Source organism: Arthrobacter sp. B055-34, assembly GCF_059090425.1.
Genome location: NZ_JBNHFQ010000001.1, coordinates 240,973 through 258,269, shown reverse-complemented (window position 1 = coordinate 258,269; position 17,297 = coordinate 240,973). Strand labels below are relative to the sequence as shown.

Below are 17,297 nucleotides of genomic sequence, written 5' to 3'. Positions count from 1 at the left end.
GGCGTGGACAGGGTTACTGGGCGGTGCGGACAGGGATCGAGGAGCCGAGCAACACCGGGCCCTCGCCGGCGGCTGCAGCGGCACGTTCGTCCTCCGTTGCGGGGCGGATCATGCCGCGCTCGCTGACGTTGGCGATCGAGTTATCCTGCTGATCCGGCGCGTTCACAAACGAGCGAAAACGCCGCAGCCGGTCCGGGTTTTTCAGCGTAGCGGCCCACTCATCCTCGTAGTTATCAACGTGACGTGCCATTGCTGCCTCGAGGTCATCGGCGATCTCAAGGACGTCATTGATGACGACGTCCTTGACATGTTCGATCCCGCCGTCCAAGTCTTCGACCCAGCGGGCCGTGCGCTGCAGCCGGTCCGCCGTGCGGATGTAGTACATCAGGTAGCGGTCGATGTACTTGACCAGGGTTTCGTCGTCCAGATCCTTGGCCAGCAGCTGGGCGTGGGCCGGGTTGGCCCCGCCGTTTCCGCCTACATACAGGTTCCAACCGTCCGCCGTGGCGATCACGCCGACGTCCTTGCCCCGGGCCTCGGCGCACTCCCGGGCGCAGCCGGAAACACCCATCTTGAACTTGTGCGGGGCACGCAGCCCGCGGTAGCGCAGCTCCATCCGGATGCCCATCGCCACCGAGTCCTGGACCCCGAAACGGCACCAGGTGGAGCCGACACAACTCTTCACATTGCGCAATGCTTTGCCGTACGCCTGGCCCGATTCGAAACCGGCCTCCACCAGTTCCTTCCAGATCTCCGGCAGCTGCTCCAGTCGGGCGCCGAACATATCGATCCGCAGGGCACCGGTGATCTTGGTGTAGAGTCCGTACTTCTCCGCCACGCGGGCAATCACGCCGAGCTTCTCGGGGGTGATTTCGCCGCCCGGGATGCGCGGGACCACGGAGTAGGTGCCGTTCTTCTGCATGTTGGCCAGCGCGCGGTCGTTGGTGTCCTGCAGCGTGCCGCGGCCGTCGTCGAGCGGGTACTCGGTCAACTGCGATGCGAGGATAGAGCCGATGGCCGGCTTGCAGATGTCGCAGCCCAGCGGGGTACGGGCCGCCGTGGTGCCGTCTTCGAGCTCCAGCTCCACCGGGATGCCGAAGCGTAGGAAGATCTCCTCGGCACTGGTCAGCTCTAAGGCGCGTACGGCTTCGAAGAGCTCCGCGCGGGAGAGGGAGAAGTGCTCGCACAGGGCCTTGGAAACGGTGATGCCGCTCTTGGTCAGTTCGGTTTCGAGCAACTTCTTGAGCATCGGGACGCACGAGCCGCATTGGGTGCCGGCGCGGGTGCAGGCCTTCAGCCCGCCGAGGTCCTGCACCGGATCCTGGCCCTCGCAGGCGCCGCAGCCGCTGACCGCGTCCCGGATGGAGCCGGCCGCCACGTTGTTGCACGAGCACAGGATCGCATCGTCCGGCAGATCGGTGTCCGGGGCGTCCCCGCCGCCGGCAGCGGAGAGGTACGCCCCGGGTTCGGCTGGCAGCTCACGGCCGAGCAACGGGCGCAGGCTCTGGTACGGGGCGGCGTCGCCGACGAAGATGCCGCCGAGCAGGGTCTTGGCATCGTCCGTGGTGACGATCTTCTGATAGACACCACGGGCCGGATCCGCATAGACGATTTCCAGCGAGTGCTCTGTTTTGGCGAACGCGTCGCCGAAGCTGGCCACATCCACGCCGGAAAGCTTGAGCTTGGTGGCCGTATCGAAGCCCGTGAAGGTAGCCTGCCCGCCGGACAGCCGGTCCGCGACGATCTCCGCCATGGAGTTCGCCGGCGCCACCAGTCCTACACACAGGCCGCCGAAGTTGGCGACCTCGCCCACGGCCCAGATATTCTCGACGTCGGTGGCGCAGGTTTCGTCGATCACGATGCCGCCGCGGGCGCCCATTCGGAAGACGGGGACGAAGTCCTCATCGCCCAGCTCCACCGGCATGCCGGCGGCCCGGCTGGCAGCCGCCTCGGCTTCGGCCTTGGCACGGTTGTTGATGGTGCGCGCCAGTTCGTCGCGTGGCCGGACGCCGATGGACACCACCACCATGTCCGCCGGGATGATCCGTCCGTCGGCCATTTCGACGCCGGTGACTACCGGTTCGCCATCCGGGTCCGGCTCGGCCAGGACGGCTTTGGGGAAGACGCCGCCGTGAACCTCCAGGCCCTTTTCGGCGACGAGCCGGCCCATGGCCTGGCCCGCGCCCTCGTCCAGCTGGGTGCCCATCAGCCACTTGCCGCCGTCGATAATAACCGGATGGGCGCCGAGGCTCTGCAGCCCGGCCGCGGCCTCCAGCCCCAGCAGCCCGCCGCCGATCGTCACCGCGTTGATGGTGCGGCCGTGCTTCGCGGTCAGTTCGGCGACCTGTTGATTGATGCCCCGGACATCCTCGAGTGTGCGGTAGACACTGGTGTGCTCGCTGCCCGGGATGGGCAGGGTGGCGGCGTTGGATCCGGTGGCCAGCACCAGCTCGTCGTACGGGTAGCGGCCGCCGCCCTCCGTGATGACGTCTTTGGCGGCGAGGTCCAGATCCACTGCACGTGCCCCGGTAACCAAGGTGACGCCGTCGTTCTCCCAGAGTCCTTTTTCGCCCAGTGTGAGGTTCACGTCCGTCTCAGTCAGCGCCTTACTCAGCGCCACGCGGTCGTACGGCAGATAGACTTCCTCGGTCAGCACGGTGATGGCCGTTCGTCCGGCGGCTACGGCGTTCCGGGCGCACATGGCCTCGACGAAGCGGTGCGCAGCGGGGCCGCCGCCGATGACCACAATCCGGCGCGATGCAGTGGATTCCAACTGGTTCATGGGCCTACCTCTGGTTAGGGTGCAGTTTCCTGGCGCCGGCCTGAGAGTCGCGGATTACTTGAGTGTTGCGAACCGCAGGTCCCGGAGCGTTGCGTTCCAGCCTAGGAGCCCGCCGTTGCGCCCTAATTTCCCTACTGTTTCCCGCAGTTGACTTTTCCCTGGCCATTTCCGGGGTTGGGCGTGAAGAATCTGAAATCTGCCCGAAACATACGACGGAGGGGCGTTGCGTTGCGCTCGGATTGACCGTTCGGCCGGGCTGGGCCGGCGCATCACAGGTGGGGTGCCGGTGCCGTGAGAAGCGTTTTACGAAGCCGAAACAGGGCCGAGGGCCGAATGAAACACGGGCTTCGTAGCGTAGTAGCCATCGACAACCGATCCAACACCGAACGGGGTTCATGATGACCGTACTTACTGCTCCCGAGATGGTTCCTGCTTCCGACATGCGCCTTGATGCCCCTGCCGCCGACGCCCTCGACTGGCACACCGTTTGCCGGGTTGCCGATCTGGAAGTTGCCTGGGGCGAGGCTGCGCTGATCGACGGCGAACAGGTGGCCCTGATCAAGGTCTCCCCCAGCGAGGTCTACGCGGTTTCCCACCGCGACCCGACCACGGGCGCCCAGGTCATGGCCCGGGGCATCGTCGGCAACAAGGGCTGGCACCGGACGCTCGCGTCACCCCTGCATAAAGAGGTGTACGACTTGGCGACGGGGGAGTGCTTCACCGATCCGGTCTTGTCCCTGCACATCTACCCCGTCCGGCTGTGCGATGGCATGGTCACCGTTGGACTGCCGGCCGGCACCACCGTCGGAATCGCCGCATGAGTGCCACCGCCGCACGTACCAGCACGCGCTTTGGAGGCTCCGCGACCGAACCGACGCTGAACGCGCGACTCATGCCCAGGCGGCCGAGGCGGATTCCGCTGCCGGCGCCCGATTATTCCAAGATGCCCGACGATCTGATCTGTGAACCGTGGGGCGGCATGGTGAATGTTCACGCCGCGACTTCGCTGGTGGCGGCGTCCCACGGCACCAGTTCGCCCGCGGGGCAAACAGCCATCGGCAACCTGGTCCGCGCCGTGGCCAGGCGCCGGCCGGACCTGAACGTGGCGGAGGCGTTCGTGGACGTGCAGCAGCCCAACGTCCCCACCGTTTTGGGCCGGCTGAAGGAGCTGCGTCGGGAGGCCGGAGCGGCGGAGCGCGCCGTATCTGGTGGACAAACACGGATCGTGCCGCTGCTGCTTTCCGCTGGCTACCACGTCCATGTTGACCTGGCCGAGGCCGCCGCGGAGCACGACGGCGCTTCGGTGGCCCGTGCCCTCGGCCCGGACCAGCGGCTGGTCAAGGTCTTGGCCCGCCGGTTGCAGGAAGCCGGTCTGCGCCGCGGCGACGTCGTCATCCTCGGTGCGGCCGGCTCCACCGATGCCCGGGCCGTGGCCGATTGCGAAACCATGGCACGCATGCTGGGGAAGTACCTCGGCATGAAGGTGGCCACCGGCTACATCTCCGCCGCACAGCCCGAACTCAAGGCAGCCGTCTCCGCCGGCAGGGCAGGGATCGCCCAGCGGCGCTTCGCGGGCAGGAACGCCCGCGTGGTGGTGGCAACCTACCTGCTGGCCCCGGGGTATTTCGCCTCGCTGGCCCCCGGCTGCGGAGCCGACATCGTCACGGAACCGCTGCTGGTGGCGGATCGGGAGCCGCCCGCCGAGCTGGTCAACCTGGTGCTGGACAGGTTTGCCCGCGGCTGAGTTCGTCCAGAGGCCGGCCACGTCAACGCGAGAACGTCTCTTAGCCACGAGATCGTTCCTCGCACGAAGACGTGGACGCCGGGAGGAACGATCTCGCGACCGGCACCTCAAGGGCAGCTACGCCTACAGCCCCAGGGCGTCGCTGATGTCTTCCTTGATCGTCTCGAGCGTGCCGCGGACCTTATCGTGCATCGCGGGCAGCTCATCGGCACCGTCCACGGGCTGGACCACCTCGATGTAGCACTTGAGCTTCGGTTCGGTGCCGCTGGGCCGGATGATGACCCGCGAACCATCCCGGGTCAGGTACTGCAGCCCATCGGTCGGCGGCAGGTCGGCGCTGCCTTCCGCAAGATCCAGCGTTGAGTCCACCGGAGAACCGCCGAACGACGACGGCGGGTTCTCGCGGAGCCGGTGCATCATGGCGCCCAGCAGATCCAGGCTGCCCACCCGGACGGAGAGCTGGTCGGTCGCGTGGATGCCATGCACCAGATGGAGCTCGTCGAGTTCGTCGCGGACGTCCCGGCCCTTGGCAATGGAATCGGCCGCATACTCGGCAATCAGCAGGGCGGCGGATATGCCGTCCTTGTCCTTGACCAGCTCCGGGGCCACGCAGTAACCGAGCGCCTCCTCGTAGCCGTAAGACAGGCCGGGCACGCGCGAGATCCACTTGAAGCCGGTCAGCGTCTGCACGTGCGCAATGCCGTGCCGCTCGGCGATCTTGCCCAGCAGCCGCGAGGACACGATGGAGTTGGCGAACACCGGTAGAGCGCCGCCCGTCGCTCCGGGCTGTCCGGACTGCGTGCCTGCGGAACCATCCCCACGGGTAACGTCGCCCGCGAAACCAGCGCCCCCCGCGACCGCGTCAACGGCGTCGTTGGCTGAATCCATGTCGGCCTGCGCCCTGAGCCGGCCCGCCATGTGCGTGCCCAAGAGCGCGCCCACATCGTCGCCGCGGAGCATGCCCCACTTGCCGGTTTCGGGCCACTTCACAGCGACGGCGGCGCGGTCCGCATCCGGGTCATTGGCCAGCACGATGTCCGCATCGATCCGCTCGGCGAGTTCGAGTGCCAGGTCCAGCGCACCGGGTTCCTCCGGGTTCGGAAAGGCCACGGTGGGGAACAACGGATCCGGCTCAGCCTGCGCCTCCACCAGGGCGACGTCTTCAAAGCCGGCCCGCTGCAGTACATTCAGCGCGGTCTTCCCGCCGACGCCGTGCATGGGCGTCAGCACGATCTTCAGCCGGCGCGACGGGAAATGCCGCGGATCCGCCAGTGCGGTAATGGCGTCCACGTAGGCGTCCTCGATGGAATCGGGTTCGCCCGACGCCGGCAGCACGGTCCAGCCGCCTTCGGCCAGTGCGATCCCCTCCAGCCCGTCGAACGCAGCAATCTCGGCAGCAATCTGCCCATCTGCCGGCGCCACAATCTGTGCGCCCCGGCCGTTTTCCTCCACCGCCCGTCCGCCCAGGTACACCTTGTAGCCGTTGTCCTGCGGCGGATTGTGGCTCGCGGTAACCATCACCCCGCCGTCGCACTCGAGGGCACGCACGGCATAGGCGAGAACCGGCGTCGGAAGCGCCGACGGCAGCAAGAACGTTTCGATGCCGGACTCGGTGAAGATGGCCGCGGTCTCCTGCGCGAAAATGTCCGAGTTGCGCCGGGCGTCATAACCAACGACGGCGCGTGGGCGGCCATGGGTGCCCACCTTGGCTACCAGGAATCTCGCCAGCCCCGCGGCCGCATGCCGCACCACTACCCGGTTCATCCGGTTCGGCCCGGGACCAAGGGCCGCCCGCAGGCCGGCGGTGCCGAATTCGAGCCGACCGCTGAAACTATCCGCCAGCTCCTGCCGGGCCGCGGATCCGGCCTGGCCTTCCTCGCGGGTGCGCTCCAAGAGTTCGCGGAGTTCCTGCACGGTCTGCGGGTCCGGATCCTGCGCCATCCAGGCTTCGGCGGCGGCGGTGAGGGAAGCCAACGGATCCTGTTCGGAGTCAGTCAATGGAGTTACCTAGTCCTCTTAGAGCTTGGCGATGATGTCGGCCAGCAAGCGCGAGATACGCGCTCCGGCGGCTTGCCCGGCTTCGATCACTTCCTGGTGGCTGAGCGGAACCGGGCTGATGCCGGCGGCCAGGTTGGTGACCAGGGAAATGCCGAAAACCTCCATCCCGGCATGGCGGGCCGCGATGGCCTCCAGCGCCGTGGACATGCCTACCAGGTCCGCGCCGATCCGTTTGGCGTACTGTACCTCCGCCGGCGTCTCGTAGTGCGGTCCGGTGAACTGCGCGTAGACGCCCTCGTCCAGGCTCGGGTCCACCTCTTTGGCCAGCGCGCGGATGCGGGAAGAGTAAAGATCCGTCAGATCCACGAACGTCGCACCTTCAAGCGGCGACCGGGCCGTGAGGTTGATGTGGTCGCTGATCAGGACCGGGGTACCGGGCTTCCAATCCGAGTTGAGGCCACCGCAGCCGTTGGTCAACACCAGTGTTTTCGCGCCGGCTGCCGCTGCAGTGCGCACGCCGTGGACCACCGCGCGCACGCCTTTGCCCTCGTAGAAATGGGTCCGGGCGCCGAGCACGAGGGCCCGCTTGCCGTCCGGAGTCAGCACGGACCGGATGGTGCCCACATGGCCCTCCACGGTCGGGGCGGAGAAGCCGGGAATCGACCAGGCGTCCAGCGTGTGGGTGGTCTCGCCGATCAGTTCGGCGGCCCCACCCCAGCCGGAACCGAGCACCAGCGCGACGTCGTGATTCTGCACGCCGGTCTGTTTGGCAATGTACGAGGCGGCCGCGGAGGCAAGTTCAAACGGATCAGTAGTCACACAGATAACCTACCCGTTGCCCGCCGCAGGCTCCATAGCTCACGCCCGATGCCGCCGTCGTCTGGCCCGATCAGGTTGAGTGGCTTGGGCAGGTGCGACAGAATGGCGAGTGTGACGAACCAAATTGATTTCAGCGCCCCCCGTCTGGTGATCCTGGGCGGCGGCCCGGGCGGATACGAAGCCGCCATGGTGGCCAACTCACTCGGGGCGAAGGTGACCGTCATTGAGCGCAAGGGCATGGGCGGCTCGGCCGTGCTCACCGACGTTGTGCCCTCCAAAACCCTCATTGCGACGGCGGATGCCATGCGCCGCGTGGCCGGCGCCCACGATCTGGGCGTGCGTTTCGACGAGGGCTCCCGCGCCGCCTATGCCGACCTGCAGACCGTCAACTCGCGCCTGCTCAAGCTTGCCGAAACCCAGTCTTCGGACATCCACCGCGGGCTCGAACGCGCCGGCGTCAGGGTCATCATCGGCAGCGGCCGACTGGCCGATTCGAACACCATCACGGTCGAGACCGAGACCGGTACCGAGACCATCGATGCGGATGCCGTGCTGATCGCCACCGGTGCCACTCCGCGCGAGCTGCCCTCGGCCAAGCCGGACGGGGAACGCATCTTCAACTGGACCCAGGTCTACAACCTGACCGAAATCCCGGAGCACCTGATCGTCGTCGGCTCCGGCGTCACGGGCGCTGAGTTCGCCTCCGCCTACCGCATGCTCGGCACCAAGGTCACGTTGGTCTCCTCGCGCGACCGTGTGCTCCCCGGCGAGGACGCGGACGCCGCCGAGGTGCTGGAAGAGGTCTTCGCCCGCAGCGGGATGACCGTGCTCTCGAAATCCCGTGCCAACGCCGTGGAAAGGACCGACGACGGCGTCCGGGTCACGCTGAACGACGGACGGATCGTGGACGGGTCGCACTGCCTGCTGGCGGTTGGCGGCATTCCGAACACCGCGGGCATCGGTCTGGAAGAGGCCGGCGTGGCGCTGTCTGAAAGCGGCCACATCAAGGTCGACGGCGTCTCGCGCACCACGGCCTCGCACATCTACGCTGCCGGTGACTGCACGGGCGTCTTTGCCCTCGCTTCCGTGGCGGCGATGCAGGGCCGCATCGCCGTGGCGCACCTGCTGGGCGATTCGGTGACGCCGCTGAAACTCAAGCGGGTTGCCTCCAACATCTTCACCAGTCCGGAGATCGCCACCGTGGGCGTGACCGAAGAGGACATCGCGGCCGGGAAGTACCAGGGGGATGTGATCAAGCTGTCGCTGAACACCAACCCGCGGGCCAAGATGATGAACGTGACGGAAGGCTTCGTGAAGATCATTGCCCGCCGCGGTTCGGGCACCGTGATCGGCGGCGTTGTGGTGGCCCCGCGCGCCTCCGAGCTGATCTTCCCGATCGCGCTGGCCGTGACGCAGAAGCTGCATGTGGATGACGTGGCCAACACGTTTACCGTCTACCCGTCCCTGACCGGCTCCATCTCCGAGGCCGCACGCCGGCTGCACGTCCACCTGTAGACGCGGAACTTGCCGTTTCGGGGCTGTAGTCCCGGAACTGCACCCGCCGCGGACGGGCCCGCCGACATCTGTTCAAGCGGCCGCGGATCTTCCCGATAAGGTTGTGTCCGGACGGCAAGCGTGATTCATCTGAAGAGGGGCGGGGCGGGTGCACGGGCGGAACACAATTCTCAAAAACAAGACGTTGCAGAATGTGGGACTGGCGGTCCTGCTGCTGGCCACGCTGGCGGCATTTGTCTACGCCTTCCTGCCCAAGCCGCCCGCAACACCGGTGGGCGGGACAACGCAGCCGGCGAAAGCCACGCCGTCGTCAGCACCAACGGAAACCACCACTGCCAGCCCCACGCCGTCCGCCACAGCCACGGAGACCGAGGAAGCCGAGCCGCCCGTCGCGGCCTTCCTGGGCGATTCCTATACCGAGGGCATCGGCGCTTCCAGCCAGGGGAACCGCTGGAGCACGCTGGTGGCACTGGAGCTGGGCTGGGAAGAGATGAACCACGGGATTTCGGGCACCGGCTACGCCACGAATGCCCAAGGTCCGGGCTACGTGGGCCGGCTGGATGACGTTATCGCCGACAATCCTGATGTAGTGGTGGTCTCCGGCGGGCAGAACGATTTCAGCACTTATCAGTTCGACCCGCAGGGCACGCTCCAGGCGATTTCCAGCGTCTACGAGGAACTGCGCGCGGATCTGCCCGACGCCGAAATTATCGCCGTCGGCCCGTCCACGCCAAGCGCCGTGGACCAGACCGTCTTTGCGCTCGACGCGGCCGTGCAGGAAGCGGCGGAGAATGTTGATGCCACGTATGTGAGCCTGCTGGATCCCGATGCGTTCACGCTCGACATGATCCAGCCGGACGGAGTCCACGTGGACGACGCCGGCCACGCGGCGATCGCCGAACGCGTCATCAACGCGGTGGAGTAGAAGAGCCGGGCCGAAACTTAGACGGTCAGGACCTGGATCAGCCGCCAGCCTTCAGGAACCTGGTGTTCCAGGGCGATTTTGGCCTCGGCATAGTCAACTCCTTCGGCTTCAATTTCCTTGATTTCCACCGGTTGAATCTTTCCTTTTACCTTGACCACAGGGACAGATTAGCCTGTTCCGGGAGCGGATCGGGGGAGCGGCGCGGGTGGTTCCGGTCACCTCGCCGGGCACGCACTCACTTCGCCGAGACGCTGTTGCCGGAGCCCTCGTCGTCGATCCGGGGATTGCCGGCGCCGAACGTGACCTGATTGCCCTGTCCCTCGAGGGCGATCTTGCCCACCTCATCGGCGTGCAGTGTGTTGTTGCTGCCCGCGGCCCGAAGCCCGGCAGCTTTCTCCACCATGACATTGTTCCGCGGCCCGTCGACATCGATTTCATTGACCGATTCGGCCCGCACCGTGGTGCCGGAAGACAGGATGTCAATCTCCTGGCAATGGCCCGTGACCGTCAGCGTAATGCCGTTGGCCAGCACTTCGATTTTCCCGCCGCCGTCACAGGCCAGTTCCACATCCGCGTCGGCCAGCGTGAGCTTGCGTTCCCGGCCAAGCGAGAGGATCGGCTGCGCCAATGCGGTGCTGCTTGCCGACGGCGGGGCGGGGGCCTCAACCGCGGCGGGAGTCTCAGCCGCGGCGGGGGCCTGGGCGGGCGCAGGTGCCTTCGGTGCGGGCGCAGACCCGTGCACAGCGCTGCCGATCGGGGTGGCGGTGTCCGTGGTGGCGTTCGCCGTGCAGCCGGACATCAGGAGTACGACGGCGGCAAGACCCACCACGATGCGCAGGGCCGGCTGGTGCTTCATCGGATACTCCCTCGATCAGCGTGCGCGATGGACACCCGTCCGCTGAGGCCGGCGGAGCCATCGCCCTACCCAGAGGCTAGCCCATGCAGGTTGGAAAATGACTGCAACGGCCCAACCTGCCGCCGATACTTAGCAACTCCGACGTCGACCGGGCCACCCGTCGACCAGGCAATCCGCCGTCGTTATTTGCCCAGACCGGCACGGCGCAGCGCTTCCGCCATCGCGGTGTTTCCCGGAGCCGGTTCTTTGCGGTTGTCCCGGCCACGCGGCGGGTTGGGGCGGCCGCTGGAGCGAGGGTTGCCCTTGGATTCCCCGCGGTCACGGGACGGGACGGGCCGGCCACCCTTGCCTGGGCCGCCGTTCCCCGGCGAACCCTTGTCCGCGGAGCCGTCCCGGCCTGCCGCTGCGCGTCCGCCCTGCTTGGCTCCCGCTTCATCGTCCAGCCGCAGGGTGAGCGAAATGCGCTTGCGGTCCGGATCGGCCTCGAGCACCTTGACCTTGACTACCTGGCCGGACTTGACCACTTCGTGCGGGTCCGAAATGAACTTGTTGGACATGGCCGAAATGTGGACCAGCCCGTCCTGGTGCACTCCGACGTCGACGAAAGCGCCGAAGGCAGCCACGTTGGTGACGGTACCTTCCAGGATCATGCCCGGTACCAGATCGGAGATCTTCTCCACGCCCTCGGAGAAGGACGCCGTGGTGAACGTGGGCCGCGGGTCACGGCCGGGCTTCTCGAGTTCGGCGATGATGTCCCGCACCGTGGGCAGGCCGAAGGAGTCGTCCACGAAGGTCTGCGGGTCCAGCGTTGCCAGCGAACCCACGCCGCGCGGCACATCGGCGGCTGCGGCGCCGGCGGCCGAAAGGATCTTGCGGGCAACGCCGTAGGCCTCGGGGTGCACGCTGGAGGAATCCAGCGGCTCGGCGCCGCCGGTGATCCGCAGGAAGCCCGCGCACTGCTCAAACGCCTTGGCGCCCAGCCGCGGCACCTTCTTCAGATCCGAGCGCTTGGCAAACGGGCCGTTCTCGTTCCGGAAGGACACGATGTTCTCGCTCAGCAGCGGGCCCACGCCGGCCACCCTGGCCAGCAGCGACGGCGAAGCGGTGTTCACGTCCACACCGACGGCGTTCACGCAGTCCTCCACCACGGCATCCAGCGAACGCTCCAGCTTGGTGGCCGTGATGTCGTGTTGGTACTGGCCGACGCCGATGGACTTCGGATCGATCTTCACCAGTTCGGCCAGCGGATCCTGCAGCCGGCGGGCAATGGACACGGCACCGCGGATCGAGACATCCAGCTCCGGCAGCTCGGCCGAGGCCAGGGCGGACGCCGAGTAGATGGAGGCGCCTGCCTCGGAGACCACCAGTTTCTGGATCTTCTGCTTCGGTGCCAGCAGCTTGATCAGCTCGGTGGCCAGCTTGTCCGTCTCGCGGGAGGCGGTGCCGTTGCCGATCGCCACCAGGTCCACGTTGTGCTTTTCGGACAAGCGGGCCAGGGTGACCAGCGCATCGTCCCACTTCTTGGCCGGCGCGTGCGGGTAGATGGTGTCCGTGGCGACCACCTTGCCGGTGCCATCAACCACGGCGACCTTCACGCCGGTCCGCAGGCCCGGATCCAGTCCGAGCGTGGCGCGGTTCCCGGCGGGGGCGGCCAGGAGCACGTCGCGCAGGTTGGCCGCGAAGATCCGGACGGCTTCGTCCTCGGCGTCGGTAAAGAGTCGCACGCGCAAGTCGATCGCGAGTTTGACCAGAATGCGGCGCCAGCCCAGCTGCGCCGTCTGCATCAGCCACTTATCGGCCGGCCGGCCTTGGTCAGCGACGCCGAGTTTGTAGGCCACGGCGTTTTCGTAGCGGCCGCGCGCAGCAGCGAATTCTTCCTTGTCCGAGGCGTCGCCTTCGACAATGTTCAGGTCCAGCACGCCTTCCTTCTCGCCGCGCAGCAGCGCCAGGACCCGGTGCGAGGGCAGGCCCGAAGGGACCTGCGCGAAGTCGAAGTAGTCGGCGAACTTCTGCCCCTCGGACTCCATGCCTTCGCGCACCTGCGCACGGACCAGCCCCTGCTTCCAGAGACGCTCGCGCAGTTCGGTGACCAGATCCGCGTCCTGGCTGATCCGCTCCACCAGGATGGACCGCGCTCCTGCCAACGCTTCGGCCGCGTCGTTGATGGCATGCTCGGAGTTCAGGTAACCGGCTGCTTCAGCCTCAGGCTCAAGGCCAGGGTTGGCCAGCAGGGCGTCCGCCAGCGGCTCGAGCCCGGCCTCGCGGGCGATCTGCGCCTTGGTCCGCCGCTTGGACTTGAACGGCAGGTAGATGTCTTCGAGCCGGGCCTTCGTGTCCGCGGCCTTGATGCTCGCCTCCAGCTCGGCGGTCAGTTTGCCCTGCTGCGCAATGCTTTCCAGCACGGAACGACGGCGGTCCTCGAGTTCGCGGAGGTAGCGCAGCCGTTCTTCCAGGTCACGCAGCTGGGCATCATCGAGCGTGCCGGTGACTTCCTTGCGGTACCGGGCGATGAACGGCACGGTGGAGCCGCCGTCGAGCAGCTCCACGGCGGCCTTGACCTGCCAGGGCTTGACGCCGAGTTCTTCGGCAATCTGGGCGTGGATCCGGGCGTTGAGCTGGTCCGGATCAACCGGCTTCAGAGCGGGGCTGGCGGCGGGCACTGCGGAGCTGGGCGTTTGCGTCACCCGATCCATTTTGCCGTATCCGGACCGCAGCGTGGGAAACGGTGCCTGCGCGTGGAGCGTCACTGCTCGTCCGGGTAGTAAAAGCCGTAGTCGTCATACGGGTCCCGCCATGCGGATTCGTCCCGGGTAATGCGTCTAACGTCCGACGCCGGAACCCACTGAGTGCGCATGGAACCGTTTTCGTCCACCCACTTGAGCTGCACCGTGTTGCGGTCCCAGGAAATGGCCTTCGCATCCACGGTGTCATCGGCGCCGGCGCCAATGCGTGCGCGCACATAGGGCTCACGGCGGTAGGGCGCCCGGGTGACTGTTCCGCGCTTAACCGGGCGTCCGCCGTCGTTCCTCGCGTATTCCCTGGCTGTCACAACATCCACTTTATTCACGAACGCGAGCATGGCAGCCGGCTCGGACAATATTCGGTCCCGACCGTCGGCGCCAGCGGACCCCTGTTATTCCCAGGGCGAGGCACTAGCATGGGGCCAACTGCCAATCATCGGGTGTGGGGATCCAATGGGACTACGAAGGAAATGGCGCCGCTTGAGCGACGCCAAGAAGAGGAACATCGCCAATACCGTGGTGGCGGTGCTGGCCGTGCTGGTGCTGGCGGCGGTTGCCTACGCCATGCTGGCGTAGGGGCCGCCGGTCCGGGCGGCGCCTGACTCCCGGCTCGGGCGGGGCCTGGAGGCCGCTGGTCCGGCTCGGTACTCACGCGGCCCGGCGAGCTTCGATCCGGCCGGAGACGAGGAACAGTGCGCCGGCACAGAGGCAGCAGCCGAGCATCAACATGGCCATGGGAACGGCTGTGAAGCCTCCGCCGATGCCGGCCAGCGGTGTGACCAATGCGCCCAGCACGAACTGGGAGGCGCCCAGCACGGCTGAGCCTTGGCCCGCCGCCTGCCGGACCGTGCCGATGGCCAGGCTGGTCGTGTTGCCCATCAGGAAACCTGAGCAGCTGATGGCAAAGAAGATGGGAATAGCCGCCCAGATGACTGCGGCGCCGGACATGACCAGGACAAAGATAGCTGCGGTCATGGTCAGCTGTGCCGTCAGGGCCGCTGCGATAATGCGCCGCACAGCGAAGCGGCGGATCAGCCGGACCGAGGCCAGCCCGCTCGCCATCATCCCCAGCGCGTTGACGGCCGCGGCGGCGCCGTAGCCGATGGGGCTGAAGCCCATCAGATTCTGGTAGACAAAGGACGAGGCCGAAATATAGGAAATGATCACGCCGAAGGTGAAAGCGAACTGGAGTACGTAGGCCGGAAACAAGCCTCCCTTGAAGGCCCGCCGGACCACGTCCCCGGCGGCAAGCAGGGCGGCCTTGTCACGGGCATGCGGGGGATGGGTTTCACGGACCAGCAGCAGGACACCGCCGAGCATCACCGCGAAGATCCCTGCCAATACCCAGAAGATGCTGCGCCAGCTGCCGGCGGCAAGCAGGACGCTGCCCAGCAGGGGAGCCAGCACCGGAGCCAGGCTGGAAATGGTCAGCAGCAGGGTGAAAGCCCGCGCCGCGCCGGTACCGGCGTTGAGGTCCGAAATGATGGCACGACCAATGACGATTCCGGCCGCCGCGGCAAAACCCTGGACAAAGCGGGCCCCGACCAGGAACCAGATATCCTGGGCCAGCGCAGCGGCAATACAAGCGACGACGGCGATGGCGACGCCCACCATGAGCGGCCGGATGCGCCCGTACCTGTCCGAAAGTGGGCCGAACGCCAGCTGCCCGAGCGCGATGCCGAGCAGCAAGGCCGTCAGCGTGAGCTGGGCGCCCGAGGCACGCACGCCAAGATCGCTGGCGATCATGGGCAGCGACGCCAGATACATGTCGGAGGACAACGGCGCGGCGGCGGCCAACAGCGCAAGGACAGCCAACAGCGGTCCCGACATGGCCGGCGTCGTACGTTGTGCAGTCATGGCCATATCCAAACACGCTCCGGCAGCAAGTCATGGCTGTATGACGCGCAGCTGGACTCAGGAAACCGAAGTTATTTGGTGCCGGCTGTCCAGCGGTGTCCGTATATTGGAACGATGTCCGGATGCTGGACGAAGGGGCGTAGAATTTCGGGCGGTAATCATTCGTTTTCATCGAAAGCCGACACCATGTCTTCTGCAGCACCAGCCTCAACAGGTGCCTCCAAGGCCCCGGTCAACTCCCGCGGCCGCGTGATCGTTGCCAGCCTCATTGGCACGTCCGTTGAGTTCTACGACTTCTACGTCTACGCCACGGCCGCCGTGCTCGTTTTCCCGGCCTTGTTCTTCCCCGGCGCCGATGCCGCCACCGCTCTGCTGAGTTCGTTCGCCGTCTTCGGCGTCGCCTTCATCGCGCGGCCGCTCGGGTCCATTGTTTTCGGGCACTTCGGCGACAAGTTCGGCCGCAAGGGCACGCTGGTCGCCTCGCTGCTCACCATGGGCATCGCGACCTTCCTGATCGGCTGCCTGCCCACCGCGCAGGTCACCGGCTGGTCGTTCTGGGCTCCGGCCCTGCTGGTGGTCCTGCGCTTTGCCCAGGGCCTGGCCCTTGGCGGCGAATGGAGCGGGGCCGCACTGCTGGCCACCGAGAACGCCCCGGCGAACAAGCGGGCCATCTACGGCACGTTCCCGCAGCTGGGTGCCCCGATCGGCTTCATCATTGCCAACTCGCTCTTCCTGATCCTCAGCCTGAACCTGAGCAATGAGGCGTTCATGTCCTGGGGCTGGCGCATTCCGTTCCTGGGCAGCGCCGTCATGGTCATTATCGGCCTCTACGTCCGCCTGAAGCTGGTGGAAACTCCGGCCTTCCAGAAGGTTGTGGACAAGGGCGAGGTCACCAAGCTGCCGCTCGGCCGCGTCTTCAAGTCCAGCTGGCGCCAGCTGATCCTGGGTACCTTCATCATGCTGGCCACCTACGTGCTGTTCTACCTGATGACCACCTTCACGCTGTCCTACGGCACTGCGGCCAAGTCGGTGGACGACGCTGCCGCGGCCGCTGCCGCGGCCGGCAAGGACTTCGACCCCTCGGCGTTCACCGCCGGCCTGGGTTACGCCCGCAACGACTTCCTGCTGATGCTGATCATCGGCGTCGTCTTCTTCGGGATCTTCACGATGGTGTCCGGGCCGCTGGCAGAAAAGTTCGGCCGGCGGAAGACGCTGATCTGGGTCTCCCTCGGCATCGTGGCCTTCGGCTTCCTCTGGGTTCCGCTCTTCGGAGGCGGCTTCGCCGGCACCATGCTGCACCTGATCATCGGCTTCACCCTGATGGGCCTGACCTTCGGCCCCATGGGAGCTATGCTGCCGGAGCTGTTCCCGACCAACGTGCGGTACACCGGCTCGGCCGTGGCCTACAACTTCTCCTCGATCCTGGGCGCCTCCGTGGCACCGTTCATCGCGGTGGCGCTGTGGCAGGCGGCCGACGGCAGCACCTTCCTGGTGGGCATGTACCTCAGTGGGGCGGCCGTGGTCACGCTGATTTCCCTGTTCCTGACCAAGGAAACCAAGGACATGGATTACGAGGGACTGAGCAGCTGATCCCGTCATAAAGGCCCGCGGTTCCAGCAGGAACCGCGGGCCTTTTTTCAGTAAGGAATTCGGTTGTCCGTTAGTGGACTGCCTTCCGTTTGGTGATGAAGCCCCAAATCAGCAGTACAACGAGGGCGCCTGCGATGGCAACGAGCCAGGTCTGGATGCTCCAGAATTCTTCCAGCCCTACACCGAAGATGGCACTGCCGATCCAGCCGCCCAGCAAGGCGCCGACGACGCCGAGTACTAGGGTTGCGATCCAGCCGCCGCCTTGGTCACCCGGCAGGATCAGCTTGGCGATAGCGCCCGCAATTAGTCCGAGAATAAGAAAAGCAAGAAAACCCATGATGCTCTCTCCTTACGGTGATCAATGGTCCCCCGACGGGATTGCCGGGGAGTGTCCCTTACCAATTCCCACGGTACAACAAAGCATGCTTATTGTATTGTCTTTTTGCCAAAGGAATTTTGCGCGGCTAGGG

At 66.3% G+C, this 17,297-nt stretch carries 13 protein-coding genes; 5 read left to right on the top strand and 8 right to left on the bottom strand.

Annotated features, from left to right (window positions below):
* Nucleotides 1-13: 13 nt before the first annotated feature.
* Nucleotides 14-2,782 (bottom strand): nitrite reductase large subunit NirB, encoded by a 2,769-nt coding sequence (gene nirB / locus AC5RWO_RS01080; RefSeq protein WP_498728710.1) that lies wholly within the window; start codon nucleotides 2,780-2,782, stop codon nucleotides 14-16.
* 398 nt (nucleotides 2,783-3,180) lie between these two features.
* On the opposite strand from nirB, the gene nirD reads away from it, so the two are divergent.
* Together nirD and AC5RWO_RS01070 are read left to right on the top strand one after the other, a co-directional pair.
* On the top strand, nucleotides 3,181-3,603 hold the full coding sequence (nirD, locus tag AC5RWO_RS01075; protein ID WP_498728708.1) for a nitrite reductase small subunit NirD: 423 nt from the start codon (nucleotides 3,181-3,183) through the stop codon (nucleotides 3,601-3,603).
* Entirely contained in the window at nucleotides 3,600-4,526 is a 927-nt protein-coding gene (locus AC5RWO_RS01070; protein ID WP_498728707.1) for a sirohydrochlorin chelatase, read from the top strand. The genes nirD and AC5RWO_RS01070 overlap by 4 nt, the downstream gene beginning before the upstream one ends.
* Nucleotides 4,527-4,649: 123 nt before the next feature.
* Here the strand turns inward: AC5RWO_RS01070 and AC5RWO_RS01065 are convergent, their stop codons facing one another.
* Together AC5RWO_RS01065 and AC5RWO_RS01060 are read right to left on the bottom strand one after the other, a co-directional pair.
* Complete coding sequence (locus AC5RWO_RS01065) at nucleotides 4,650-6,467, bottom strand: phospho-sugar mutase (RefSeq protein ID WP_498729309.1); 1,818 nt, start codon at nucleotides 6,465-6,467, stop codon at nucleotides 4,650-4,652.
* Between the two features lie 75 nt (nucleotides 6,468-6,542).
* On the bottom strand, nucleotides 6,543-7,343 hold the full coding sequence (locus tag AC5RWO_RS01060) for a purine-nucleoside phosphorylase (RefSeq protein ID WP_498728706.1): 801 nt from the start codon (nucleotides 7,341-7,343) through the stop codon (nucleotides 6,543-6,545).
* Between the two features lie 111 nt (nucleotides 7,344-7,454).
* Here AC5RWO_RS01060 and AC5RWO_RS01055 point away from each other — a divergent pair, with 111 nt between their 5' ends.
* Nucleotides 7,455-8,858, top strand: a complete 1,404-nt coding sequence (locus AC5RWO_RS01055; protein ID WP_498728704.1) for an NAD(P)H-quinone dehydrogenase — start codon at nucleotides 7,455-7,457, stop codon at nucleotides 8,856-8,858.
* A 193-nt stretch (nucleotides 8,859-9,051) separates the two neighbouring features.
* Entirely contained in the window at nucleotides 9,052-9,783 is a 732-nt protein-coding gene (locus AC5RWO_RS01050) for an SGNH/GDSL hydrolase family protein (RefSeq protein WP_498728703.1), read from the top strand.
* Between the two features lie 235 nt (nucleotides 9,784-10,018).
* Here AC5RWO_RS01050 and AC5RWO_RS01045 read toward each other — a convergent pair whose 3' ends face one another.
* The 4 genes from AC5RWO_RS01045 to AC5RWO_RS01030 form a co-directional block, all read right to left on the bottom strand.
* Nucleotides 10,019-10,639 (bottom strand): DUF3060 domain-containing protein, encoded by a 621-nt coding sequence (locus tag AC5RWO_RS01045; RefSeq protein ID WP_498728701.1) that lies wholly within the window; start codon nucleotides 10,637-10,639, stop codon nucleotides 10,019-10,021.
* A 182-nt stretch (nucleotides 10,640-10,821) separates the two neighbouring features.
* Complete coding sequence (locus AC5RWO_RS01040; RefSeq protein WP_498728700.1) at nucleotides 10,822-13,323, bottom strand: Tex family protein; 2,502 nt, start codon at nucleotides 13,321-13,323, stop codon at nucleotides 10,822-10,824.
* A gap of 59 nt (nucleotides 13,324-13,382) precedes the next feature.
* On the bottom strand, nucleotides 13,383-13,688 hold the full coding sequence (locus AC5RWO_RS01035; RefSeq protein ID WP_498634844.1) for a hypothetical protein: 306 nt from the start codon (nucleotides 13,686-13,688) through the stop codon (nucleotides 13,383-13,385).
* 340 nt (nucleotides 13,689-14,028) lie between these two features.
* Nucleotides 14,029-15,237: a Bcr/CflA family efflux MFS transporter gene (locus AC5RWO_RS01030; protein WP_498728698.1), complete on the bottom strand. Its 1,209-nt coding sequence runs from the start codon at nucleotides 15,235-15,237 to the stop codon at nucleotides 14,029-14,031.
* A gap of 186 nt (nucleotides 15,238-15,423) precedes the next feature.
* On the opposite strand from AC5RWO_RS01030, the gene AC5RWO_RS01025 reads away from it, so the two are divergent.
* Complete coding sequence (locus AC5RWO_RS01025; RefSeq protein ID WP_498728697.1) at nucleotides 15,424-16,827, top strand: MFS transporter; 1,404 nt, start codon at nucleotides 15,424-15,426, stop codon at nucleotides 16,825-16,827.
* A gap of 70 nt (nucleotides 16,828-16,897) precedes the next feature.
* Here AC5RWO_RS01025 and AC5RWO_RS01020 read toward each other — a convergent pair whose 3' ends face one another.
* Complete coding sequence (locus AC5RWO_RS01020; RefSeq protein WP_498728696.1) at nucleotides 16,898-17,164, bottom strand: GlsB/YeaQ/YmgE family stress response membrane protein; 267 nt, start codon at nucleotides 17,162-17,164, stop codon at nucleotides 16,898-16,900.
* Nucleotides 17,165-17,297: the final 133 nt, after the last annotated feature.